24 protein-coding genes are annotated in these 18,592 nt (G+C 64.4%); 13 read left to right on the top strand and 11 right to left on the bottom strand.

All coding sequences use genetic code 11. The annotated features are described in order from the left end of the window. Positions 1 to 65 precede the first annotated feature (65 nt). A complete protein-coding gene (locus tag ACFWCF_RS24335) occupies positions 66 to 1,244 on the bottom strand; it encodes an RtcB family protein (protein WP_378491360.1) in 1,179 nt (392 codons plus the stop codon). Positions 1,245 to 1,363: 119 nt separating this feature from the next. After that, positions 1,364 to 1,519 carry a hypothetical protein gene (locus ACFWCF_RS24330; RefSeq protein ID WP_378567151.1) on the bottom strand — a complete coding sequence of 52 codons (156 nt, stop codon included), beginning with the start codon at positions 1,517 to 1,519 and terminating at the stop codon, positions 1,364 to 1,366. 517 nt (positions 1,520 to 2,036) lie between these two features. On the opposite strand from ACFWCF_RS24330, the gene ACFWCF_RS24325 reads away from it, so the two are divergent. Beyond that, the gene (locus tag ACFWCF_RS24325) at positions 2,037 to 2,408 is read left to right on the top strand and encodes an STAS domain-containing protein (protein ID WP_378567148.1); all 372 of its coding nucleotides are present in this window, start codon (positions 2,037 to 2,039) and stop codon (positions 2,406 to 2,408) included. Positions 2,409 to 2,615: 207 nt separating this feature from the next. On the opposite strand, the gene ACFWCF_RS24320 is transcribed toward ACFWCF_RS24325, so the two are convergent. Further along, positions 2,616 to 3,830: a winged helix-turn-helix domain-containing protein gene (locus tag ACFWCF_RS24320; RefSeq protein WP_378567145.1), complete on the bottom strand. Its 1,215-nt coding sequence runs from the start codon at positions 3,828 to 3,830 to the stop codon at positions 2,616 to 2,618. Positions 3,831 to 3,902: 72 nt separating this feature from the next. Between ACFWCF_RS24320 and ACFWCF_RS24315 the strand changes: the two genes are divergently transcribed. Next, complete coding sequence (locus tag ACFWCF_RS24315; protein WP_378567142.1) at positions 3,903 to 4,070, top strand: hypothetical protein; 168 nt, start codon at positions 3,903 to 3,905, stop codon at positions 4,068 to 4,070. A 126-nt stretch (positions 4,071 to 4,196) separates the two neighbouring features. Continuing rightward, a complete protein-coding gene (locus tag ACFWCF_RS24310; RefSeq protein WP_378567139.1) occupies positions 4,197 to 4,742 on the top strand; it encodes a DUF1360 domain-containing protein in 546 nt (181 codons plus the stop codon). Between the two features lie 79 nt (positions 4,743 to 4,821). Here the strand turns inward: ACFWCF_RS24310 and ACFWCF_RS24305 are convergent, their stop codons facing one another. Beyond that, complete coding sequence (locus ACFWCF_RS24305) at positions 4,822 to 4,995, bottom strand: hypothetical protein (protein WP_378567136.1); 174 nt, start codon at positions 4,993 to 4,995, stop codon at positions 4,822 to 4,824. Between the two features lie 202 nt (positions 4,996 to 5,197). Between ACFWCF_RS24305 and ACFWCF_RS24300 the strand changes: the two genes are divergently transcribed. Next, positions 5,198 to 5,818 carry a hypothetical protein gene (locus ACFWCF_RS24300; RefSeq protein ID WP_378567133.1) on the top strand — a complete coding sequence of 207 codons (621 nt, stop codon included), beginning with the start codon at positions 5,198 to 5,200 and terminating at the stop codon, positions 5,816 to 5,818. A gap of 167 nt (positions 5,819 to 5,985) precedes the next feature. Here ACFWCF_RS24300 and ACFWCF_RS24295 read toward each other — a convergent pair whose 3' ends face one another. After that, the gene (locus tag ACFWCF_RS24295; RefSeq protein ID WP_378567130.1) at positions 5,986 to 6,402 is read right to left on the bottom strand and encodes a low affinity iron permease family protein; all 417 of its coding nucleotides are present in this window, start codon (positions 6,400 to 6,402) and stop codon (positions 5,986 to 5,988) included. A 194-nt stretch (positions 6,403 to 6,596) separates the two neighbouring features. Here ACFWCF_RS24295 and ACFWCF_RS24290 point away from each other — a divergent pair, with 194 nt between their 5' ends. After that, the gene (locus ACFWCF_RS24290) at positions 6,597 to 7,022 is read left to right on the top strand and encodes a lipopolysaccharide assembly LapA domain-containing protein (protein WP_378567127.1); all 426 of its coding nucleotides are present in this window, start codon (positions 6,597 to 6,599) and stop codon (positions 7,020 to 7,022) included. Between the two features lie 741 nt (positions 7,023 to 7,763). Here the strand turns inward: ACFWCF_RS24290 and ACFWCF_RS24285 are convergent. Beyond that, positions 7,764 to 8,192, bottom strand: coding sequence for a universal stress protein (locus tag ACFWCF_RS24285; protein ID WP_378567124.1), 429 nt, complete (start codon positions 8,190 to 8,192; stop codon positions 7,764 to 7,766). Between the two features lie 183 nt (positions 8,193 to 8,375). Here ACFWCF_RS24285 and ACFWCF_RS24280 point away from each other — a divergent pair, with 183 nt between their 5' ends. Further along, a complete protein-coding gene (locus ACFWCF_RS24280) occupies positions 8,376 to 8,864 on the top strand; it encodes a hypothetical protein (RefSeq protein WP_378567121.1) in 489 nt (162 codons plus the stop codon). A 69-nt stretch (positions 8,865 to 8,933) separates the two neighbouring features. Here ACFWCF_RS24280 and ACFWCF_RS24275 read toward each other — a convergent pair whose 3' ends face one another. Together ACFWCF_RS24275 and ACFWCF_RS24270 are read right to left on the bottom strand one after the other, a co-directional pair. Further along, positions 8,934 to 9,419: an SRPBCC domain-containing protein gene (locus ACFWCF_RS24275; RefSeq protein WP_378567118.1), complete on the bottom strand. Its 486-nt coding sequence runs from the start codon at positions 9,417 to 9,419 to the stop codon at positions 8,934 to 8,936. Positions 9,420 to 9,422: 3 nt separating this feature from the next. Then, complete coding sequence (locus ACFWCF_RS24270; protein WP_378567115.1) at positions 9,423 to 9,764, bottom strand: ArsR/SmtB family transcription factor; 342 nt, start codon at positions 9,762 to 9,764, stop codon at positions 9,423 to 9,425. A 142-nt stretch (positions 9,765 to 9,906) separates the two neighbouring features. On the opposite strand from ACFWCF_RS24270, the gene ACFWCF_RS24265 reads away from it, so the two are divergent. The 3 genes from ACFWCF_RS24265 (at position 9,907) to ACFWCF_RS24255 (ending at position 11,557) form a co-directional block, all read left to right on the top strand. After that, complete coding sequence (locus ACFWCF_RS24265) at positions 9,907 to 10,182, top strand: DUF2510 domain-containing protein (protein ID WP_378567112.1); 276 nt, start codon at positions 9,907 to 9,909, stop codon at positions 10,180 to 10,182. A 626-nt stretch (positions 10,183 to 10,808) separates the two neighbouring features. After that, a complete protein-coding gene (locus ACFWCF_RS24260) occupies positions 10,809 to 10,988 on the top strand; it encodes a hypothetical protein (protein WP_378567109.1) in 180 nt (59 codons plus the stop codon). A gap of 188 nt (positions 10,989 to 11,176) precedes the next feature. After that, a complete protein-coding gene (locus ACFWCF_RS24255; protein ID WP_378491324.1) occupies positions 11,177 to 11,557 on the top strand; it encodes a hypothetical protein in 381 nt (126 codons plus the stop codon). Here the strand turns inward: ACFWCF_RS24255 and ACFWCF_RS24250 are convergent, their stop codons facing one another. The 3 genes from ACFWCF_RS24250 to ACFWCF_RS24240 form a co-directional block, all read right to left on the bottom strand. Further along, complete coding sequence (locus ACFWCF_RS24250; RefSeq protein WP_378491325.1) at positions 11,558 to 12,841, bottom strand: RNA polymerase sigma factor; 1,284 nt, start codon at positions 12,839 to 12,841, stop codon at positions 11,558 to 11,560. Positions 12,842 to 12,844: 3 nt separating this feature from the next. Further along, positions 12,845 to 13,276 (bottom strand): YciI family protein, encoded by a 432-nt coding sequence (locus tag ACFWCF_RS24245; RefSeq protein WP_378491326.1) that lies wholly within the window; start codon positions 13,274 to 13,276, stop codon positions 12,845 to 12,847. Between the two features lie 125 nt (positions 13,277 to 13,401). Further along, on the bottom strand, positions 13,402 to 14,973 hold the full coding sequence (locus ACFWCF_RS24240; RefSeq protein WP_378567106.1) for a hypothetical protein: 1,572 nt from the start codon (positions 14,971 to 14,973) through the stop codon (positions 13,402 to 13,404). Positions 14,974 to 15,070: 97 nt separating this feature from the next. Here ACFWCF_RS24240 and ACFWCF_RS24235 point away from each other — a divergent pair, with 97 nt between their 5' ends. The 4 genes from ACFWCF_RS24235 (at position 15,071) to aroD (ending at position 18,592) form a co-directional block, all read left to right on the top strand. After that, positions 15,071 to 15,394, top strand: coding sequence for a hypothetical protein (locus tag ACFWCF_RS24235; protein WP_378491328.1), 324 nt, complete (start codon positions 15,071 to 15,073; stop codon positions 15,392 to 15,394). Between the two features lie 92 nt (positions 15,395 to 15,486). Continuing rightward, positions 15,487 to 16,119: a TetR family transcriptional regulator gene (locus ACFWCF_RS24230; protein WP_378567103.1), complete on the top strand. Its 633-nt coding sequence runs from the start codon at positions 15,487 to 15,489 to the stop codon at positions 16,117 to 16,119. Next, positions 16,116 to 17,759, top strand: coding sequence for an MDR family MFS transporter (locus ACFWCF_RS24225; RefSeq protein ID WP_378567100.1), 1,644 nt, complete (start codon positions 16,116 to 16,118; stop codon positions 17,757 to 17,759). The genes ACFWCF_RS24230 and ACFWCF_RS24225 overlap by 4 nt, the downstream gene beginning before the upstream one ends. Positions 17,760 to 17,821: 62 nt before the next feature. Continuing rightward, complete coding sequence (aroD, locus tag ACFWCF_RS24220; RefSeq protein ID WP_378567097.1) at positions 17,822 to 18,592, top strand: type I 3-dehydroquinate dehydratase; 771 nt, start codon at positions 17,822 to 17,824, stop codon at positions 18,590 to 18,592.

The following is an 18,592-nucleotide window of genomic DNA, read 5'->3' as shown; positions in this document are numbered from 1 at the left end:
GCACATGACGGTTGGTGTACGGATATTTCCGTACACCAACCGTCATCTCGTACACCTACGCGGCATCAGGTGCCCTTGACGTTGAGGACCTGACGCAGCTCGTGCACCACCTCGACGAGGTCGCCGGCGTCGGCCATCACGACGTCGATGTCCTTGTAGGCATCGGGGATCTCGTCGATCCACTGCGGGCCGTGCCGGTACTCGATACCCGTCATTCGGGCCGCGAGGTCGGCTTCGGTGAAGCGGCGCTTCGCTTCGGACCGGGAGAACCGGCGACCGGCACCGTGCGGTGCGGACTGCAGACCGACCTCGTTCCCCTTGCCGCGCACGATGTACGAGCGGGTACCCATGCTTCCCGGGATGATGCCGACGATGTTCTCGTGCGCGTCGATCGCACCCTTACGCGTCAGCCACACCGACTCGCCCAGGTGCTCCTCACGCTGGGTGTAGTTGTGGTGCGTGTTCACGCGCTCGACCTCGACGGTCTTCACGTCGACGCCGAGCCAGTTCGCAAACACCTGCAGGAACCGGTCCATCATCTCCGTGCGGTTCAGGTAGGCGAAGCGCTGCGCCCAGTGCAGTTCGGCGATGTAACTGTCGAACTCGGGCGTCTCCTCCGACAGATAGGCGTGGTCACGGTCCTCGAGGTGTATGGACCGCTCCCGGATCAGCTTCTGTGCGATCGCAATGTGCTTCTGCGCGATCTTGTTTCCGACGCCACGCGACCCGGAGTGCAGGAACAGCCACACCCGGTCGGCCTCGTCGAGGCACAGTTCGATGAAATGGTTTCCACCACCGAGGGATCCGAGCTGCTGACGCCACTTCGGCGAATGCGACAGGTCGACGTCGTGCTTCGCGGCAAGCTTCTCGAGCTCGTCGAGCTTCGTCACGGTGAACCGGAACCGGTTCAGCTTGTCGTTGTAGTTTCCGGGCGACAGCGGGATCGCATCCTCGACGGCCAGCCGCAGCTGCGCGAGCGAGCCGGTGAGATCGGCGAAGCTGTAGGCAGTGCGCACGGCAGACATTCCGCACCCGATGTCCACACCCACGGCAGCGGGGATCACCGCGCCGACGGTGGGGATGACCGTGCCGACCGACGACCCCTTGCCGACGTGGGCATCGGGCATCAGCGCAACATGTGGGCGCACGAACGGCAGACGTGCCAGTGCTTCAGCCTGGCGACGGGTGCCGTCGTCGAGGATGGACGCAAAGTTCGCGATCCGCCGTTCGATTCGCGGGGACATCATTCAACTCCGTTTCGGTTTCCGAAGGCCGCGGACGCTGTTGCGGGCCGCTACCCTTGAGATCCCACAACGGTATCTGCCGCCTTCAACCGGTTATTTCCCCGAGAAGGACCCCGGATTCAGAGCTCCCCGGCCTGCACCTCCCCCGACGGCTCGTCACCGAACATCGCATCGATGCGGCGCTTGATCTCTTCGGTACTGAAATGCACGCCGAGTGGAGCCGGCGAAAACACGGCCGTAGGAGCAGTTCCCACGGCCGCATCAGCATCAACCATCGTCAGGGTCCTCTTTTTCGTAATAGGGCGCCGGAATCTTCCGGCTCGAGCGGGCACGTGTGTTTCCGAGCGCACGGCTACTGGACGCAGTTGTCACCGATGGACATCCACGTCCGAAATTCGGGGTGCCAGCGGGCCGATGCCTGCCTTGGCGAGTTCTGCGATCAGGCACAGCTCCACAAAGCGCAGACGCTCCGTAGCCGTCTCATCGAGGTAGCCGTCTCATCGAGAGGTCGAGTCTCGTGACGTGGGCTACCCACCGGTCGTGTACCGCTGTAGTCATCTTCATCTGGCCTTTCACCTATAGCTGCTCTGGACTACCCATAAGCTCGGCGTCCGAAACTTCTCGGGTCGCGCCCCTCACACCCCCAGGACGAGTCGGCACGGACACCTGAACCGAAAGCGCGCGGCGGCATGGCAGTTGATCGATCGGTACGTCGCAAACGCAGCGTTGTCGCACTCGGCCATACCGGATGCGGTGCATCGCATAGGGTGGTGAGTCTGGATAATGGCACTTATGGATGAACAGTCGATCGAATTCGGGATGACTCTGCGGACCACCCACAACGGCTCTGTTGCCGTGCTCTCGGTCAGCGGTGAAGTGGATCTGGCCAGCGCTCCCCTCTTGGAGGAAGAAGCGCTCGGATTGCTCGAGGAAAACCCGTCCGGTCTGATCATCGACCTCACCGACGTGCACTTTCTCTCCTCGATGGGTATGGCCCTGCTCATGGGCTTGTCCAAACGCACAGTCGACAGCGTCAACTTTGCCGTCGTTGCGCACGGAAATGCCACCGCCCGACCCCTGGAACTGCTGGGGCTCAGCAAGATTCTGACCATCCATCCGCGTCTGGACGATGCGCTGGCGGCCCTCGGAATCGCAGCAGAGTAGAGGTCGTTCCGGACATCCCGCGTCAAGACCTGAGGTCCATATACATCGACTTCAAGCGCCGTCGCGCATGCCTAGTGCCCCCACGACAGAGTTGCGGCGGTTGCCCTCGAAGCGGTCTACATGGTCCAGGACCGTCATCGAGGTGATGGTTGCCGATCAGGGTGGCGTAGTACGTCCATCACTGATGCACTGTCGAATTTTCCTGCCTCACAACTGGGCCGCGAGTTTCGCGGCAAGGTTGCCGCGCTCCCCTACCACGACGCCCGAGAGCCCGAGCCAGTTCGCCATCGCGCGCAACTCCGCCACGAGTGCCTCTGCCACGGCGCCGGCATCCGCTCCGTCCTCGACGAATGCACCCGGGACACACAGTGCATCGACTGCTCTGTCCGCCTTGAGATCCACGCGCGCAGCGAGTTCGCCGCCCATGAGAAACGGGAAGACGTAGTACCCGTGCACACGTTTGTGCGCAGGCGTGTAGATCTCGATGCGGTACCGGAAGCCGAAGATGCGCTCGGTGCGGGGTCGATAGAACACCAGCGGGTCGAACGGGCTCAGAAGCGCGGTGCCTCGTGCGCGACGCGGCACTCGCGTCTCCGAGTGCAGATACGCGGGCTCGTCCCAACCGCGGACAACGACCGGAACGAGTGTGCCCTCGTCGAGGAGGTCTGCGATGGCGGGCCGTGCCTGGTCGGCAGAGAGTCGGTAGTAGTCGCGCAGGTCGGCGGCGGTCGCGACGCCGTGTGCCCGCGCAGATCTGCGAAGCAGCTCCCGGACTGCGTCGCCCTCGTCGATACGGGCGGCAAGCACGTCGCCCGGCAGAACCCGTTCGGCCAGGTCGTAGTAGCGGGTGAAACCGACCCGCCGGTCTACCGACAGCTCCCCCACCGCGAAGAGTTGTTCGCAGACGATCTTGACGTCACTACGCCCCCACCAAGGTCCACGGCTGCCCGATGGCTCTACTTGGAGATGCTTTTCGATCTCGCCCGCCGACGCAGCACCGACCGAGGTGATCACGTCGAGGATGTCCCGGCTCATGGTCGGGTTGCGTTCGAGAACGCGTCGTTCGCCCTCCCACCGGCCCCCTTCGTAACGGTGCATACGCCATCTCATCAGCGACCAGTCTTCGACGGGGATCAGCGCAGCTTCGTGCGCCCAGTACTCGACAAGTGCGCGTGGCGTCCGTGGGCTGTGATGCCACGCCGCGGCGTCGAGGATGTCGCGGTCGTAGCCGCCGATCCTGCTGAATACCGGCATGTAGTGCGCGCGAACTGCCACGGAGACCGAGTCGATCTGCAGTAGGGCCGTCCGGTCGACGGTCTGCAGCACGCGCCGCCGAGTGGCCGGGCCTGCCGGACGCCGGCCGGTGAAGCCTTGGGCAGCAACAGCGGTGCGTCGGGCCGCCGCCGCGGTCATCTCGAACATGGGCCAACCATGCCATCCGCCCCCGACAGCACCGAGATCGGATCTCGCGGGTGCGCGTGCCATCATCTCCAGATGACGACGCAGAAGCGGTGGTATCGCAGGCCGATTGTTGGGGGCGCAATGTTCGGCCTCTTTGTAGTGATCGGAGCGTGGGCGCTCCAGCGGCTCAGCGACCGGCCTGCATTCGGCGCTGCCGAATGGGAGACAGATCCGATCGGGCGGGACGACCTGGCCGGATGAAGGAGTGTGCCCCAGACCGGAATCGGTCGGGAGGCCGAAGCCTCCACTGGTGGTTTCGGCCTCCTCGTCCCGGGTACCTGAGCCAGAGACGAGGAGGTACGGAGCCGCGTGATATGAGGAATGTAGATGGCGGATCGGACGACCACTCCGCGTGAGCTCACCGATAACTTTCGTAATATGTTGCAGGAGAATGCCAGTGCCTACAAATCTGGCGAAGACCGGCCGCTGCGCGGATACTCGACGGTGTTGGCCGCCTACAGCGTGCTGGTCACCATTGCCATCATCGCTGCCCGTGTCACCGGGAGGCACCTGCCCGACCGGCTCACCGGCCAGGATCTCGTCGTTCTCGCTCTCGGCACACACAAGCTGTCTCGCACCGTCACCAAAGATGCGGTGACCAGCCCCTTGCGTGCACCTTTCACCAGTTTCAAAGAGCACGGCGGCCCGGCCGAGGTGAACGAGGAAGCACGCGGTCCGCAAGGTCTGCGGCACAGTGTCGGCGAGCTGCTCACTTGTCCGTTCTGCTTCGATGTGTGGGTCGCGACCGCTTTCACGATCGGTATGGTCTTCGCGCCCAAGCCCACCCGGCTGGTGGCCGGATTGTTTGCCGCGCTCGCAGGCGCCGACTTTTTGCAGTTCGCCTATGCGAAGGCACAGCAGAACGCCGGCTGATCGAAGGAGTGCACGTGACAAGATCACCCCTGCGCGACGCGGGACGGCTATGTCGATCTGCGCAGCACGTGGGAAAGGATCAAATGCGGTTCATCGACATCTTCGCCGACGCCGTCCTGCCCAAGCTGGCGTGAACGCCCTCCTGGCCCGGACCCCCGCCTGCAGACCGGGCGTTCACCGCTGCCTGCATGAACGCGACAGAACTGAGAGCTCCGGCGAGGACGAGCAGCAACAAAGCGACGTTGAGAGTCATCGAATCGTCCTTCCAGAGCAGTTCGTGTAGTACCAGCTGTGATGCGGATCACGGCTACTGAGATCTTTGTACAAGACCTTCTTCGCCCGCGCTACTCGAACGTTCTCCGCCGCATCTCGCCCAGGCGACACCGAACACTGCGAGTACACCTCTGCGCTATTGGGTACGGCTTACGTCAGACCCGATAAACAGGAGCAATGCTATGCACTGGACCAACCGACCAGGGCACTGGACCAACCGACCAGGCGCTTCCCGAGATCGCCGCGCCGCGTTCATGGGTGCCCTCGCCACCGCGGCAGTGGTCGCGATCGCCGGGTGTGGTGCTGGACAAGTCACTCAGACCAGCAACCAGGAGGCCTCGATCAACGGCACCAACGCAGAAGTCGACGGGGTCGACCTGCGCAACGTCTACTTCCTGGCCGAACCCACCGACTCCGGAGAGGCCCGCTACGGACAGGTACGACTCGCCTTCACCGTGGTCAACAATTCGGCTGCCCCGGACCGGCTCGTCTCGGTCGAGTCACCGGCGGCAACGTCCATGACCATCGACGGCCCCGAAGAAGCACGCGAGATCCTTCCGGGGACCACGCTGGCTGCAGGGCAGCCCATCGAGCAGCTCGACACTGCCACCGCGCCCGATCAACCCGTGAGTGTCCGCGGCGAATTCCCCGCCGACGCGATCCGTCCCGGACTGACCTACCCGGTCACTTTCACCTTCGAACGGGTCGGCGCAGTCACGCTGAACGTGCCGTTCGATGCCTGGGTTCCCGCGGAACCCTTGCCGACCGAGCGGCCGCTGCCGCCACTGCCTGCCCATCCCTGAGCGCTGCCGCGAGTTCGATGACCGGATCCCGCGATCGAGGGCCCGCGGACCCTCTGCTCACGGCGGTCCCTCGAACGAAGGGTCGTAGCGGGTGAATCCGGGCTGCAGAATTGCAGCCGTTCAGCCGATACGCCGGGCGTTGCCTATTTCGCGAAGAAGGTGTGGGCTCATACACCTTCTTTGTCTTCGAGTCCGACCGCTTGCTGCAACTCCTCGCGGTCCTTCCGCAATTCCGGCCGCTCTTCTCCGAGCTGATACATCAGGTCGGCCAAGGCATCGGCGATGGCATTGAGTTTCTGTTGCAGAGCATCGTCGGAACGCTTCTGAGTGTTCTGCAACAGCGCTACGAGCAAGAACGTGATGATGGTCGTGGCGGTGTTGATGATCAGCTGCCAGGTATCGATGTTGCCGAGCACCAGAAACGACGGTGCCCACACCACGACGAGCACCACACAGAATGCGAAGAACCATGCGTGTGCAGCGAGGGAGCTGACTTTGGTGGCGAAACGATCGAAGACCGACAGTCGCCCTGACACCGCCGAGGGCATCTGGGCCTGCGGCTTCCCCTGAGCCGAGTTGTGCATGACTCCTCCTGCCCGATCCTTGGATCACGAGATACTTCGAGTGTGCTCCAAGAACTCGGCGGCCATCGTGCCTACCGACGGCGCTGGCAATACCGCCTCGGCATCGCCCTCTGCACCGGGCTCAGGCCGTACGCGACCGGGTCGCCGAACGGCACCGGGTATAACCGGAACGAAGTCTGGGTACTCCACCGGACATGGCAACCACATCGAGGGGCCCAGGAGATCCGAACCCCGATTCCTCGGCGTCCCCGCGCCGCAGCGACGTTCCCGCTCCCCCATCGGGCGTGGCACCGGATCCGGACGCCGTCGATGACCTGCATCCCGACCTCGCCCGAGGTAAGGGCATCAGGCGCACCCGCACCGGCGCACTCTGGACTGCCCTGGTGACCGGTGCACTCATCCTGCTGTTGCTGTTGGTGTTCATTCTGCAGAATCTCGACAGCATCACCCTCGAACTATTCGGATGGGACTTCTCGCTGCCTCTGGGCGTGGCCCTGCTGTTCGCTGCCATCGCCGGGGCGATCATCGTCGGAGCCGCCGGAGGCATACGGATTCTGCAGCTACGGCACGCCGCCAATAGACAACGTGCACTCAGCACCGGTCCGCGAGGTCGATCCTGACGATGCGGCCGACGCAATGCTCGCCCTGGCCGACGTGGTCGTCGACCGAGCTCGTCGGAGCTGGGTACGACGAACGGAGTGCCACAGCCGATTACGGCAATCGGGCTCCTGGTAGGGCAGGGACGTAAGCACGTTGCTGACCTACCAGGAGCTCGCCTGCATTCACTCGTCACACACCGACGCTGACCGAGTTCTCAGATGCATTCCGAAGACTGCCGTCCCCTGTGAACATCCTTCTGGTGTCTCTACGAACCGTATCTCTACGAACCACTGTCAGGGTGTCCACTTCCAGGGCCCGGTCTCAGGAACTCATTTTTCCGCTCACATCGGCACGACAGACAGCAACCAGGTGTAGAGCTCGACGAGCGGGGTGTGAATCGTCATGAATCCAGCTTCTACCAGTGCGCGCATGTTACTGCTCCTTGTCATCGACATCCGGGCCGACACAATTCGGCTCGGCGACGGCCTTGCACCGCCTATGGGTACTTCGGCGCCGGAACTCACCCGGATGGGTGGCAGCTCGGAGAAATCACGGGCATGATCGGTCCGGCCGCGTGCTGACGGACACCAACCCGTTCGACGACTCCGTGGTCGCCACGATCCGTCTGGCGTCTGCCGGACGTCGACGAGGCCTACACCAAGGCCCGAGAAGCGCAGAAGAAATGGGGCGCCAAGGGACCGATCTTCGGACGCGTCTGCCTTCCTCCGTTTGCGCTCCTGGAGAGTTGTTACACGGCAGGACTACGTCGTATGGACGACATAGACATCGCACGATGCGTGCGCGGCCACATCCCGCGCGATGCTTCCCAGCACGCGAACCGGCCCCTGCACTCGTCGGTTGCCGACGACGATCAAATCCGCCTCGAGGTTGTCCGCGACACGCACCAGGGCTTCCCCGGGCTTTCCTTCCTCGGCAGACGTGCTGATCCGTGCCGTCGGGATCTCTCCATGCAGGCGGGCGCTCACAGAGTCGGCGAGTTCCATGGCGCTCCGTTCGGTGGAGAGCAGGAACTCGTCACCGCCGACTTCCACTCGTTCCGCCTCGAACTTCCCGTAGGCCGACACCACCCGGAGTTCGGCGTCGAGCGCCACGGCGAGTTCGGCGGCACGCCGCGCGGCAGCAAAGGCCGACTCACTGTTGTCGACACCGGTGACGATCTGCTTGATCATGTTCAGAACTCCTGACAGCCGGAAAACGCGAATGTACTTATACGCCGAGATGATACGAAAACCTTTGCGCCTGGGCGTCCGATCGACACGCCGGCGTGTGGCTGTAATGAAATTCGTTCGCCTCTCGATATGGGGGCCATGAAGTATTCACATCGATTCACTTCAGTCGCCGCTGCCGGATTCATGGGTACTGCACTGCTCGTCGTCGCGCCCGGCATCGCCGGCGCCGCCGACCCATGCCAACTCGGGTGGTCGAATGTGGGACCACGAACCTGCGCCATGACAAACGTGCAGATGCCTCCGGTGCTGACGCTGGGGAACGGCATCTGCGCCGGCATCATGGTGCCGTCCGGAACGGCGTTCGACGGGCCTCTGGCGCAGTACTCGTCGGCTCCGGGCGCCTCCCATGCGATCGAACTCCGCATTTCGCAGGGCTTCTCACCGCTCGGCGAATGGGCACCGACCCTCTTGGCCTGCGACGTCACAGCGATCGTCGACTGGCACAACCTCGACACCGGCCGTAGTGGCTCGGTCAGTCAGTTCATTCCGGCACACCACACCAGCACGCGCCCCATGATCGTGCACGCATTCACGGGCCCGGGCCAGGTCCAACTCACCCTGCGGACCGACCGCCCGAGCATTCCGGTGTCGACTCAGGTCACCGTCCCCTGACCGCAACCACGATCGGGTGCCAGTGTCCGGCACCCGATCGTGGCGTTTCACGCTGCGTCTCGCAGTTGCTCAGGACGCCAGCAAGTCGTCGATCTGACCGATCGCCGACGACGCCCCCTCGACCACGCCCATCTCCAGCACCTTCTGCAGCGCATCGGCCGATTCGTACGTACTCACGTACGTCGCTCGGGTACCGCCGTCGTGCTCGACGAAGGTGAACACGTTCGCCGAGACTGGCAATTCCGGGTTCGGAGTGAAGTCCTCGTCGGAGAATCCGTCGGCGAATGAGAAACTCCGCGGCGGGTCGACTGCCGTGACCTGCCAGTATCCAGCGTATTTCTCGCCTTCAGGACCCGTCATGTAGTAGTTCGTCCTCCCACCCGGCCTGAGGTCGTGGTCGACCACGGTCGCCGGGTAACCCGGTGGGCCCCAGATCTTCTCCAGCTGACGTGGGTCGGCGTAGACCTGCCAGACCCGCGCCACAGGCGCGGCGAAATCGGCAGTGATGGTCAGGGTCAGGTTGTCGAGATCTTGTTCGACGTCGGTGACAGGCATGGTTCAGCCCTTCATGGTCGGGTCCGATGCGATGAGTTCGTCGATGCGCGCGATACGACCACGCCACACCTGCTCCAGCTCGGTGAGCATGGACGCCACCGATCGCACCGCTTCCACGTCGCCGCTCGCCAGTTGCTCGCGACCACTGCGTCGCTTGGTCAACAGGCCGGCTTTCTCCAGCACGGCAACGTGCTTCTGAACCGCGGCGAAACTCATCTCGTACTTCGCCGCGAGTGCGGAAACCGAGCTCTCACCCGCCAGTACCCGGCGCATGATGTCGCGTCGAGTTCGGTCGGCAAGGGCATGGAACAGGGCGTCGGCCCGGTCCTCGTCGTCTCCGTTCACGCCTCCAACATACAACCATATGGTTGTACGTTGTCAAGGTTTCGGGCCGTCCTTTTCACAGGGTGACGCACACCTCAATTTTCGGGCGTAACACCGCCTGATCCGGGCGGGATATTCAGCGGACGAAAGGACGAAGAAGCCCATGATCACGCCGCCGCCCGGCTGGTACTCCGACCCCCAGACTCCCCGTCTCATCCGCTGGTGGGACGGCGAACGGTGGACCGCGCATACCCACCTCGCCACCAGCTCCGGACCCCCAGCAGCAGTGGCGATTCAGTCGGAAGCACTGCCCACCGCCGAGGACACCCCGCGCGGCTGGTTGATCACGGCCGCAAAGATCGCGGGCGGGCTCTTCGTCATGCATCTGACCCTCGTCGCGTGCGACCGCCTCGCCCTCGGCCCACTCACTCTTCCCTGACGAACTGTCGCGCGCCCATGGTCTCCATCGAGTCACCTGTGCTCGAGGTGCCCGGCCGACCCTCAGCGGAGGCGCTCTACGCCGGAGCCGTCGACTTGGGTGATCGGGTACACGGCCGCGCGTCCGACGCGCCGTCGACCGGTTCCGTGGGTTCACGCTGTCGCTCGTGGTGGCGCAGCCGACACCGTCGATCTCCTCGTCGCCGACGAGTTCGCCTGGGAATCCGTGCAGCCGGCGTTACATCTTCGTAACACCGGGCGTAACGGGAAGGACACCGCGCCCACCGCATGTTACGGATCCCTTGCAAACCATCTGGTTTGCAACTCCCTCCTCCGACGGCGCCGCCCATGATGGACATCGGGTCGGAACCTCAGCCGCAATCGGAGGTACTTCGAATGGATGGCAGAAGAGTCCGGCGCGCAGCACTTGCTCTCGCAGCGCCGCTGGCACTACTGACGGGCTTGGCGCCGGCGGCGTCGGCGGATATCGAAACGACGGTGAGTTGGTCGGTATTCACCAAAGGGGATTCGGTGCAAGTCCGATTCAACTATCACCAAGCCCCTGACAGGAGCTCGCCCTATACGTGCGTGGCGTCGATACTGAGCGCAGGCAGCAGAAGCATCGACTTGAACACGGTCACGTACGGCGCCATCGAGTTCACGGGTGTCAGCGAAGGCACACACACCGTGAGTGCCACGTGCGAGAACAGCGATGGTAGCCAGCAAAGCGTCGGGAGGATCCTCTTCCACCTGCCCGGCCCCGACCGCTGGCACCTCGCCCGAACCCAGCACGCCGTCATCGATTGATCGTCACGGAAGTTTCCTCTCCTTCCACGGGTTTCCCCACCCACACGACCAACGGAAACCCGAACTCGGGGAGGAAACTTTCATCGGCTCGACAGAAGTCGGAGGATCGTCGGTTACGTCCGAATATCGATCGATATCGGTTCGGCGGAACCGTGGTGGAATACGCGTATCTGCGGTGGAATGGAGCGATGAACATCGCTGAAACGCCACCCACCGAACGACGCCGAAAGGCACTCCAGGCCATCAAGGACCTCGGGCGACAACGCAGCGATCATGCTGTCCTGAAAGTGCGATGCCCCAAGAGCCACACCGTTGCCGCCGTGTACAAGACCGAAGAAGGACCGGTGGTCGTGTGCGGAGTCGGACCGGGCGGCCACGGCTCCCGCGACCGTGAAGCCAACAATCGTGGCAACGATTCACTCGACGACAAGTTCATCGACACCGTCGAAGCCACCCAATTCGAGGACGACGAACTTCCGGCCGGTTGCGGTTGCGGGCCGCGCACGCTGTCCCGCAAGAAGCTGCAGGCCGCAGTCGCGGGCCACGAGCACATCGTGACCCTCACGTAGCTAATCCGGCCCGAGCGACTTCAGGTCCAGTTCATCCACCTTCGTGAGGAGGACGGCGCGTTCGCGTTCGTTCCCCGTCGCCTCGGCAGCGACGAGGAGCTCGGCCCGTGCCTCCTCGATACGCCCCAGCTGTGCAAGGAGATCACCCCGCACGCTCGGAAGGAGGTGATATCCGGCGAGCTTGCCCGACGCCACGATCTTGTCGACGTACTCGAGCGCGGGCCCCGGCCCGTACGCCATCGAGACCGCCGCCGCATGGTTGAGATCCACCACCGGTGACGGTGCCAGACGCTGTAGCGCCTCGTAGAGCAGTACGATTCGCTTCCAATCCGTATCCGAGAACTCTGCGGCACGCGCATGACACTCCGCAATCGCAGCCTGCAAACCGTAAGGTCCGCGGCCACGACCGATCGCGTCGGCGCGGTCCAGCGCCGCGAGACCGCGGGTGATCTGCCCGCGGTCCCACCTTGTGCGGTCCTGGTCCGCCAGCAGAATCGGTTCCCCCGACGCCGTGGTTCGTGCGGGGAACCGCGATGCCGTGAGCTCCATGAGTGCGACCAGTCCGTGTGCTTCCGGCTCGTTCGGGACGAGTTCGGCGAGGATCCTCGCGATCCGCAGCGCCTCCGCGCTGATGTCCGGTCGCAGCCACTCGTCGCCCGAGCCGGCCGCATACCCTTCGTTGAACACCAGATACAGCACGCCGAGCACCGCGGAGAGTCTGTGCGCGAATTCGTCGCGGCCCGGCACCTCGAACACCGCTTTCGCGGCCGTGAGCGTCTTCTTCGCGCGGACGATACGCTGCTGCACCGTCGACGTCGGTGTCAGGAACGCCCTTCCGATCTGTTCGGTCGTCAAACCGCCGACGAGACGAAGTGTCAACGCCACTTGCGCTTTCCGTCCCAGCACCGGGTGGCACGACATGAACATCAGGCGCAGGACGTCGTCGTCGATGCGGTCGGGATCCCACGACGGATCGTCGAACTGCGACGCATCATTCTCGAGTTCCCGTGCCATGCGCGCATGTCGCTCGTCGAGGCGTTCCTGCCGTCGCCAGGTGTCGATAGCGCGGCGGGTGGCGACGGAGGTCAGCCACGCCGCAGGGTTACGGGGGACCCCGGCGGCAGGCCACTGCTCGATCGCTTCGAGCAGTGCCTGCCCTGCGAGATCCTCGGCGAAGTCGAGGTCTCCGACCTTGCGGGTGAGGGTCGCGAGGATCTTCGCCGACTCGATCCGCCACACCGCGTCCACTGCGCGTCGCGCGCGAAGTGTCGCGTCTTCGGTCATCACTCAGCCGACGACCGGGCGATCGGTTCCGAGCTCGTCACGCCAGACCTGCTCTTTCTGGATGTACTCGTTGTCCTGGTCGAAGTCCTCGTTCTCGTGCACACGGCGCACCTCGAGCTTGCTGCCCGGTCCGAGGGGGCACCGCTTGGCCCACTCGGCGGCTTCCTCCTTGGTGGAGGTCTGGATGATCCAGAAGCCGTTGAACAGCTCCTTCGTCTCGCCGTACGGGCCGTCGGTGACGAGCGGTGTCTCGGAGTCGAAATCGACGACGAACCCTTCTTCCGCCTCGGCGAGCCCCTCACCGGCGAGGAGGACGCCTGCCTTGACGAGCGATTCGTTGTACCGGCCCATGGCGTTGATGATTTCGTTGAAATCCATGTTCTTCGACGCTTCGATGGCTGCGTCGGTGGCGCGCATGATCAGCATGTACTTCATGAGATTCTCCGTTCGTAGACCCTGTATCCGTGGACCGCCTTTCGGTCCCTGATGTCTACACGTCGAACAACGCAGACTCCGATCGACACGACAGAGGAAAAATCTCGAGAAAATCTTCGGAGCACTCACACGCCGCGGCGGAGGAGGCGCCGGAACACGTCGAGCACCTCGTCGGCCCACCCGAGTATCGAGAGCGCACTGTCGATGTTCTGCGGCGGACTCTGCACGAGGCTGTCCTGGCGGACGAGGCGGTCGAAGTCGACTGTCGTGTCGGTGCGCACCGTCCCGTTCGGGTGGCGGAACTCGACGCCTGTGCTCGCCATGATGCCGATGATCTCCTGCGCAAGGATTCCGTAGCCGACCGTGGTGGGGTGGACGCCGTCGAGTGAGAACAGGCCACCGGTCGCCCGTCCGCCTTCCCCGTCGGCGGTGAGGAACCGGGTGTCGGGGACGGGATCGAGCGCCGCGAGCGCAGGCGGCAGCGGATACGGCGTCCACCATGCGGGTCTGGCCTGCAGGTCGTCGCGGTAGCGGCGGGCCGCGAGGCGTTCGAGCACGCCGGCGACATCGAGCAGGTACCAGTCGCGTCCGTCGGCCCTGGCATCGGCGACGGCTTGCTGGATCGTGTTGTTGTAGTGGTCGATCGCGGTGTCGACCGCGTGTGCCTCCTCGCCGGTGATGTGTTCGTCGCGTGTCGCGTCGAAGTGCTGTTCGTCGATCCACGGGCGCGTGTAATAGGGGAAATAGCGTGAGCCGCTCTTGTCGCCGAGGCCACGTGCGATCGGGGCGATGGTGACGTGCGGGATCGTGCACAGGATGACGTGCCGCGCGGAGATCCGGCGCACCTGCGCCACGATCTCCGCGAATTCCGCGTCGAAGTGCTCGGGCCTGAAGATCGTGTAGTCGCCCTTGCGGTCGAGGTCGCGGAAATCGTCGCCGCTCCACGCGACACGCAGTTGGGTGACGGTGCCGAGCGCGTTGTTGGAACCGAGGAACACGACGAGCGTCTCGATACCGCTGTCGGTGCCGTCGTCGTGATCGTCTCCGAGGGCTGCGGCCGCGTCGAGCAACGTCATCGCTTCCTGCTCCGGCGCCCAGTGCGGGTAGACGTGCATGGCTGCGCGGTCGCCGTTGTTCTCGACGATCTGGTCGAGGAGGTTGTCGCTGGGTGTCGCGACACGTGCCTTGCAGTGCGCGGCGGTCTTCTCGAGGGCGTCGCGCAGGTCCCATCCGTAGCACGACAGATTGTGGTTGTAGGTGCCGATGATCGGCGCGATCGCGCCGGGGCCGCGTTCCCAGTAGTCCTCGACCTCGTCCATGAAGCCCCGAAGGGTGAACAGCGCGGCCGGAATCTCCCACGGCTTCAGTTGCGGGCCGTAGCGCTCTTCGAGGCGGCGCAGCATGAGTTCGACGTTCAGGGGCAGCCCGCCCGGTCCGCCGTAGCGGGGGTAGCGGAACGATTCGAGCACGCCGAGTTCGTACGCGACGATCGCGGGCACCGACACGTCGGTCCGATAGATGGCCGCGCTCTGGAAGCCCTGCAGGAGCGAGTCACCGATCGCCACGAACTTGTGTGGGGGTGTGCCGCGGGCCTCGACGTTCACCGTCACGCCGACAGTGGGATCGAATTCGGGCACACGCGGCGGCTCGGCCGCTTGTGCGACAACTTCTTTCGGTGTTCCCTCGGGAAGCCCCACCCCACGAGCGTGAGCCAGGCAGCTCACGATGTCAACGACCGGTGGGCGGGCCGCCGCCACGAGGACGGATCATGGTGTGGACACAGGAGGTGCAGACATGAGCGACGCCGACTTCGCCCACACCGATCGGGCGGAGAAGAACCGTCGGGACAAGGCCCTCGGGCTCGCACGGTTCGCGTGGCATCGGGGTATCACGGGCGCCGATCTGCTCGCGATGACCGACGACAACCGACGCCGGTTGGCACGCGCCGCCGATGCGCATCCGCCGCGGTCGATGGAGACGTGGACGCTCGTGGCGTCGCTGCTCGACGAGAAGGCCGCGTGGGCGCAGACGCATGCGGACCATCCGTCTGCGGCCCGGGATCACGTGGACGAACGGATCATGTGGGTCAAGCCTCCGACCCGATCGTGGTTCACCTGATGTCCAATTTTTGCACTCTATAGAATTCGGGTGCAATATTGCACCCCGTGAGCGAAGGTGCAATATTGTCGGGCGGTCCGCGGAGTCGGCGTATGCAACGCACCTACGACGAGCTCGTCGCGCAGGCGCGCACCCTCACGGCCGAGCGTGGGCTCGCAGGGTTCACGGTCGAGGAACTGTGCGACCGCGTCGGGATCTCGCGACGCACCTTCTTCAACTACTTCCCCACCAAGGAAGACGCGGTGTTCGGCGAATACGACACGGGTTTCCCGCAGAAGGAGCAGGACGAGTTCGTCGCACGCGGCGCGGGCGACCATGCCGGCCTCTCCCCCACTCTGCTCAGTGACATCGCGCGCCTCGTGATCACCCGAGCCCGCCACAACGACTTCACCCGGCAGCGACACCAGTTGTTCCGAGACATCGTCCGCGCCGAGCCGCATCTGATGGCGAAACTCATGGCGGTCGGCGAATCCCAGCAGCGCGACTTCGCACGACTCGTGGCGGCGCGGGAGGGATTACCTCCGGACGATCCGCTGCCGAACGCGATCGTGGGCGTCACTCTGTCGCTCACCTTCCAGACCGTCGACGAGTTCTTCAGCGACGACAACGACCATTCCTTCGAAGAACTCCTGGAACGCAACATCGCGATCGCTCGACAATTCTTCGGCCAGCCCCTGCGCCTCCCCGATCCGACAGCCCGCCCCGATCCGACAGGAAGCCCGTGACCACCACCACCGACGAACCTTTGGTTCTGACCCAGAAACGCATCTGGATCATCTTCAGCGCGCTGATCGCGGGCATGCTCCTGGCCAGCCTCGACCAGACCATCGTCTCCACCGCCATGCCGACGATCGTCGGCCAGCTCGGTGGCGTCGAGCACCAGGCGTGGATCACCACCGCGTACCTGCTCGCCACCACGATCGTCATGCCCATCTACGGCAAGCTCGGCGACGTCTTCGGTCGCCGCCACCTGTTCCTCATCGCGATCGCGATCTTCACCCTCGCCTCGGTGGGCTGCGCGTTCACCGATGACTTCTGGACCTTCGTGGTGTTCCGTGCCATGCAGGGTCTCGGCGGCGGCGGCCTGATGATCTTGTCGCAGGCGATCATCGCCGACATCGTCCCGGCCAGCGAACGCGGCAAGTACATGGGCCCGCTGGGCGCGATCTTCGGTCTCGCAGCCGTCGGCGGACCGCTGCTCGGCGGATTCTTCGTCGACCACCTGTCGTGGGAGTGGTGCTTCTACATCAACATCCCGATCGGCATCATCGCGTTCCTCATCTCGTGGTTCATGCTGACCCTGCCGGTCAAGAAGCCCACCAAGAAGATCGACATCCCCGGTATCGTGGCGCTCTCCATCGCGACGACCTGCCTGATCTTCTTCACCGACTTCGGCGGCAGCGCCGATCGCGGCTGGTCCGATCCGATGACGTGGATGTTCGGCGCCGGACTCGTCATCGCAGTGTGCCTGTTCGTGCTCATCGAGTCTCGCGTACAGGACCCGATCATTCCGCTGTCGCTGTTCCGCAACTCGATCTTCGTCAACGCCACCGCGATCGGGTTCGTCCTCGGTCTCGGGATGTTCGCGGCGATCGCGTTCATGCCGACGTTCCTGCAGATGTCGTCCGGCACGTCGGCGGCGGTGTCCGGCCTGTTGCTGCTGCCGATGATGGCCGGCCTGATGCTCACGACGATCACCTCGGGCCTTCTCATCGCGAAGACCCAGCGGTACAAGATCTATCCGATCGTCGGTACCGCCGTCACCGTGGTCGGGATGCTGTGGATGACCACGCTGCAGGGCAACACTCCACTGTGGGTCGTCTGCGCGATGCTGTTCGTCTTCGGGTTCGGTCTCGGCCTGATCATGCAGGTCGTGGTGCTCGTCGTGCAGAACGCGGTACCCGTCGACGAGATCGGCACCGCCACCAGCACCAACAACTACTTCCGCGAGGTCGGTGGCGCGCTGGGTGTCGCGATCTTCGGCACGATCTTCACCAACAATCTCTCGGAGAACCTGACCACGGTGTTCACCGAGGGCGGTGCCGACCCCGAGCAGGCCGGTCAGGCCACCGCGACCCTGGACCCCGCCGTGATGAAGCAGCTCCCCGAGCCGATCCAGGACGGCATCGTCAACGCCTACGCCGACTCGCTGGCTCCGGTGTTCTGGTACCTGGTGCCGTTCCTGATCATCGCGTTCCTGCTCGCGTGGCTCGTCAAGGAGATCCCGCTGTCCGACGAGGCGGGCATGATCGCGCGCGGTGAGGCCGTGGCGGATCCGAACAAGGCCCATGCCTCCGTTGATGCGGCGGATGCCGTGGTCTCGCAGGCCTCCGGCGATGCGGATCTACCGGACCGCAGACCCTGACGTCCCGGTTGCCTGTGATCGAATAGTGCTTCGGTCACAGGCAACCAGCACAGGAGTCGACGATGGGTGAAGCGATCACACCGGTCCGTGTCAAAGGTGTGACGATCGGCAAGGGCGCCCCCACGGTGTTCGTGCCCATCACCGGATCCACACCGGAGGCACTTCGCGACCAGGTCGACGCCCTCGACGGACGGGCCGACCTCGTCGAGTGGCGCGTCGACTTCTTCACCGCCCTCGACGATCCGGATGCCGTCGTCACGCAGGCTCGCACCCTCGCGGAACAACTCGACGGTGTGCCGCTCCTGGCCACGTTCCGCACCGCACACGAGGGCGGGGAAGCGTCGATCGACGACGAGAACTACGCCACCCTCTGTGTCGCGCTCGCCGGATCGGGAGCGGTCGACCTCGTCGACGTCGAGTACCGCCGCGACCCCGCCGCCGTGCGGCGGATCATCGAGGCCGCGCATGCTCACGGTGTCGCGGTGGTCGCGTCGAACCACGACTTCGACGGCACCCCCGCCCGCGACGACCTCGTCGCGCGGTTGCGCGCCATGCAGGAGTCAGGCGCCGACATCTGCAAGATCGCGGTGATGCCGAATTCCACCGCCGATGTCCTGACGTTGCTCGATGCCACCCGCGTCATGCACGAAGAACACGCGACAGTCCCGATCATCACCATGTCGATGGGTGGGCGCGGCGTGATCTCACGGCTGGCCGGTCAGGTGTTCGGTTCGGCCGCGACGTTCGGGATGGTGGGGACGCCGTCGGCACCCGGCCAGATCGATGCTGCCGAACTCAAGACGGTGCTCGCTCTCCTCGACCGGTCGCAGTAG

It is taken from the genome of Rhodococcus sp. NPDC060090 (genome assembly GCF_042729855.1).
Lineage (GTDB): Bacteria > Actinomycetota > Actinomycetes > Mycobacteriales > Mycobacteriaceae > Rhodococcus.
The sequence above is the reverse complement of the archived record's forward strand: the minus strand, read 5'-3'. Positions and strand labels throughout refer to the sequence as shown.

What these genes read in the sequence shown, in the direction of transcription:
- ACFWCF_RS24335 (WP_378491360.1), bottom strand. Translation starts at nt 1,244, where the DNA reads ATGTCCCCGCGAATCGAACGGCGGATCGCGAACTTTGCGTCCATCCTC.
- ACFWCF_RS24330 (WP_378567151.1), bottom strand. Translation starts at nt 1,519, where the DNA reads ATGGTTGATGCTGATGCGGCCGTGGGAACTGCTCCTACGGCCGTGTTT.
- ACFWCF_RS24325 (WP_378567148.1), top strand. Translation starts at nt 2,037, where the DNA reads ATGGATGAACAGTCGATCGAATTCGGGATGACTCTGCGGACCACCCAC.
- ACFWCF_RS24320 (WP_378567145.1), bottom strand. Translation starts at nt 3,830, where the DNA reads ATGTTCGAGATGACCGCGGCGGCGGCCCGACGCACCGCTGTTGCTGCC.
- ACFWCF_RS24315 (WP_378567142.1), top strand. Translation starts at nt 3,903, where the DNA reads ATGACGACGCAGAAGCGGTGGTATCGCAGGCCGATTGTTGGGGGCGCA.
- ACFWCF_RS24310 (WP_378567139.1), top strand. Translation starts at nt 4,197, where the DNA reads ATGGCGGATCGGACGACCACTCCGCGTGAGCTCACCGATAACTTTCGT.
- ACFWCF_RS24305 (WP_378567136.1), bottom strand. Translation starts at nt 4,995, where the DNA reads ATGACTCTCAACGTCGCTTTGTTGCTGCTCGTCCTCGCCGGAGCTCTC.
- ACFWCF_RS24300 (WP_378567133.1), top strand. Translation starts at nt 5,198, where the DNA reads ATGCACTGGACCAACCGACCAGGGCACTGGACCAACCGACCAGGCGCT.
- ACFWCF_RS24295 (WP_378567130.1), bottom strand. Translation starts at nt 6,402, where the DNA reads ATGCACAACTCGGCTCAGGGGAAGCCGCAGGCCCAGATGCCCTCGGCG.
- ACFWCF_RS24290 (WP_378567127.1), top strand. Translation starts at nt 6,597, where the DNA reads ATGGCAACCACATCGAGGGGCCCAGGAGATCCGAACCCCGATTCCTCG.
- ACFWCF_RS24285 (WP_378567124.1), bottom strand. Translation starts at nt 8,192, where the DNA reads ATGATCAAGCAGATCGTCACCGGTGTCGACAACAGTGAGTCGGCCTTT.
- ACFWCF_RS24280 (WP_378567121.1), top strand. Translation starts at nt 8,376, where the DNA reads ATGGGTACTGCACTGCTCGTCGTCGCGCCCGGCATCGCCGGCGCCGCC.
- ACFWCF_RS24275 (WP_378567118.1), bottom strand. Translation starts at nt 9,419, where the DNA reads ATGCCTGTCACCGACGTCGAACAAGATCTCGACAACCTGACCCTGACC.
- ACFWCF_RS24265 (WP_378567112.1), top strand. Translation starts at nt 9,907, where the DNA reads ATGATCACGCCGCCGCCCGGCTGGTACTCCGACCCCCAGACTCCCCGT.
- ACFWCF_RS24255 (WP_378491324.1), top strand. Translation starts at nt 11,177, where the DNA reads ATGAACATCGCTGAAACGCCACCCACCGAACGACGCCGAAAGGCACTC.
- ACFWCF_RS24250 (WP_378491325.1), bottom strand. Translation starts at nt 12,841, where the DNA reads ATGACCGAAGACGCGACACTTCGCGCGCGACGCGCAGTGGACGCGGTG.
- ACFWCF_RS24245 (WP_378491326.1), bottom strand. Translation starts at nt 13,276, where the DNA reads ATGAAGTACATGCTGATCATGCGCGCCACCGACGCAGCCATCGAAGCG.
- ACFWCF_RS24235 (WP_378491328.1), top strand. Translation starts at nt 15,071, where the DNA reads ATGAGCGACGCCGACTTCGCCCACACCGATCGGGCGGAGAAGAACCGT.
- ACFWCF_RS24230 (WP_378567103.1), top strand. Translation starts at nt 15,487, where the DNA reads ATGCAACGCACCTACGACGAGCTCGTCGCGCAGGCGCGCACCCTCACG.
- aroD (WP_378567097.1), top strand. Translation starts at nt 17,822, where the DNA reads ATGGGTGAAGCGATCACACCGGTCCGTGTCAAAGGTGTGACGATCGGC.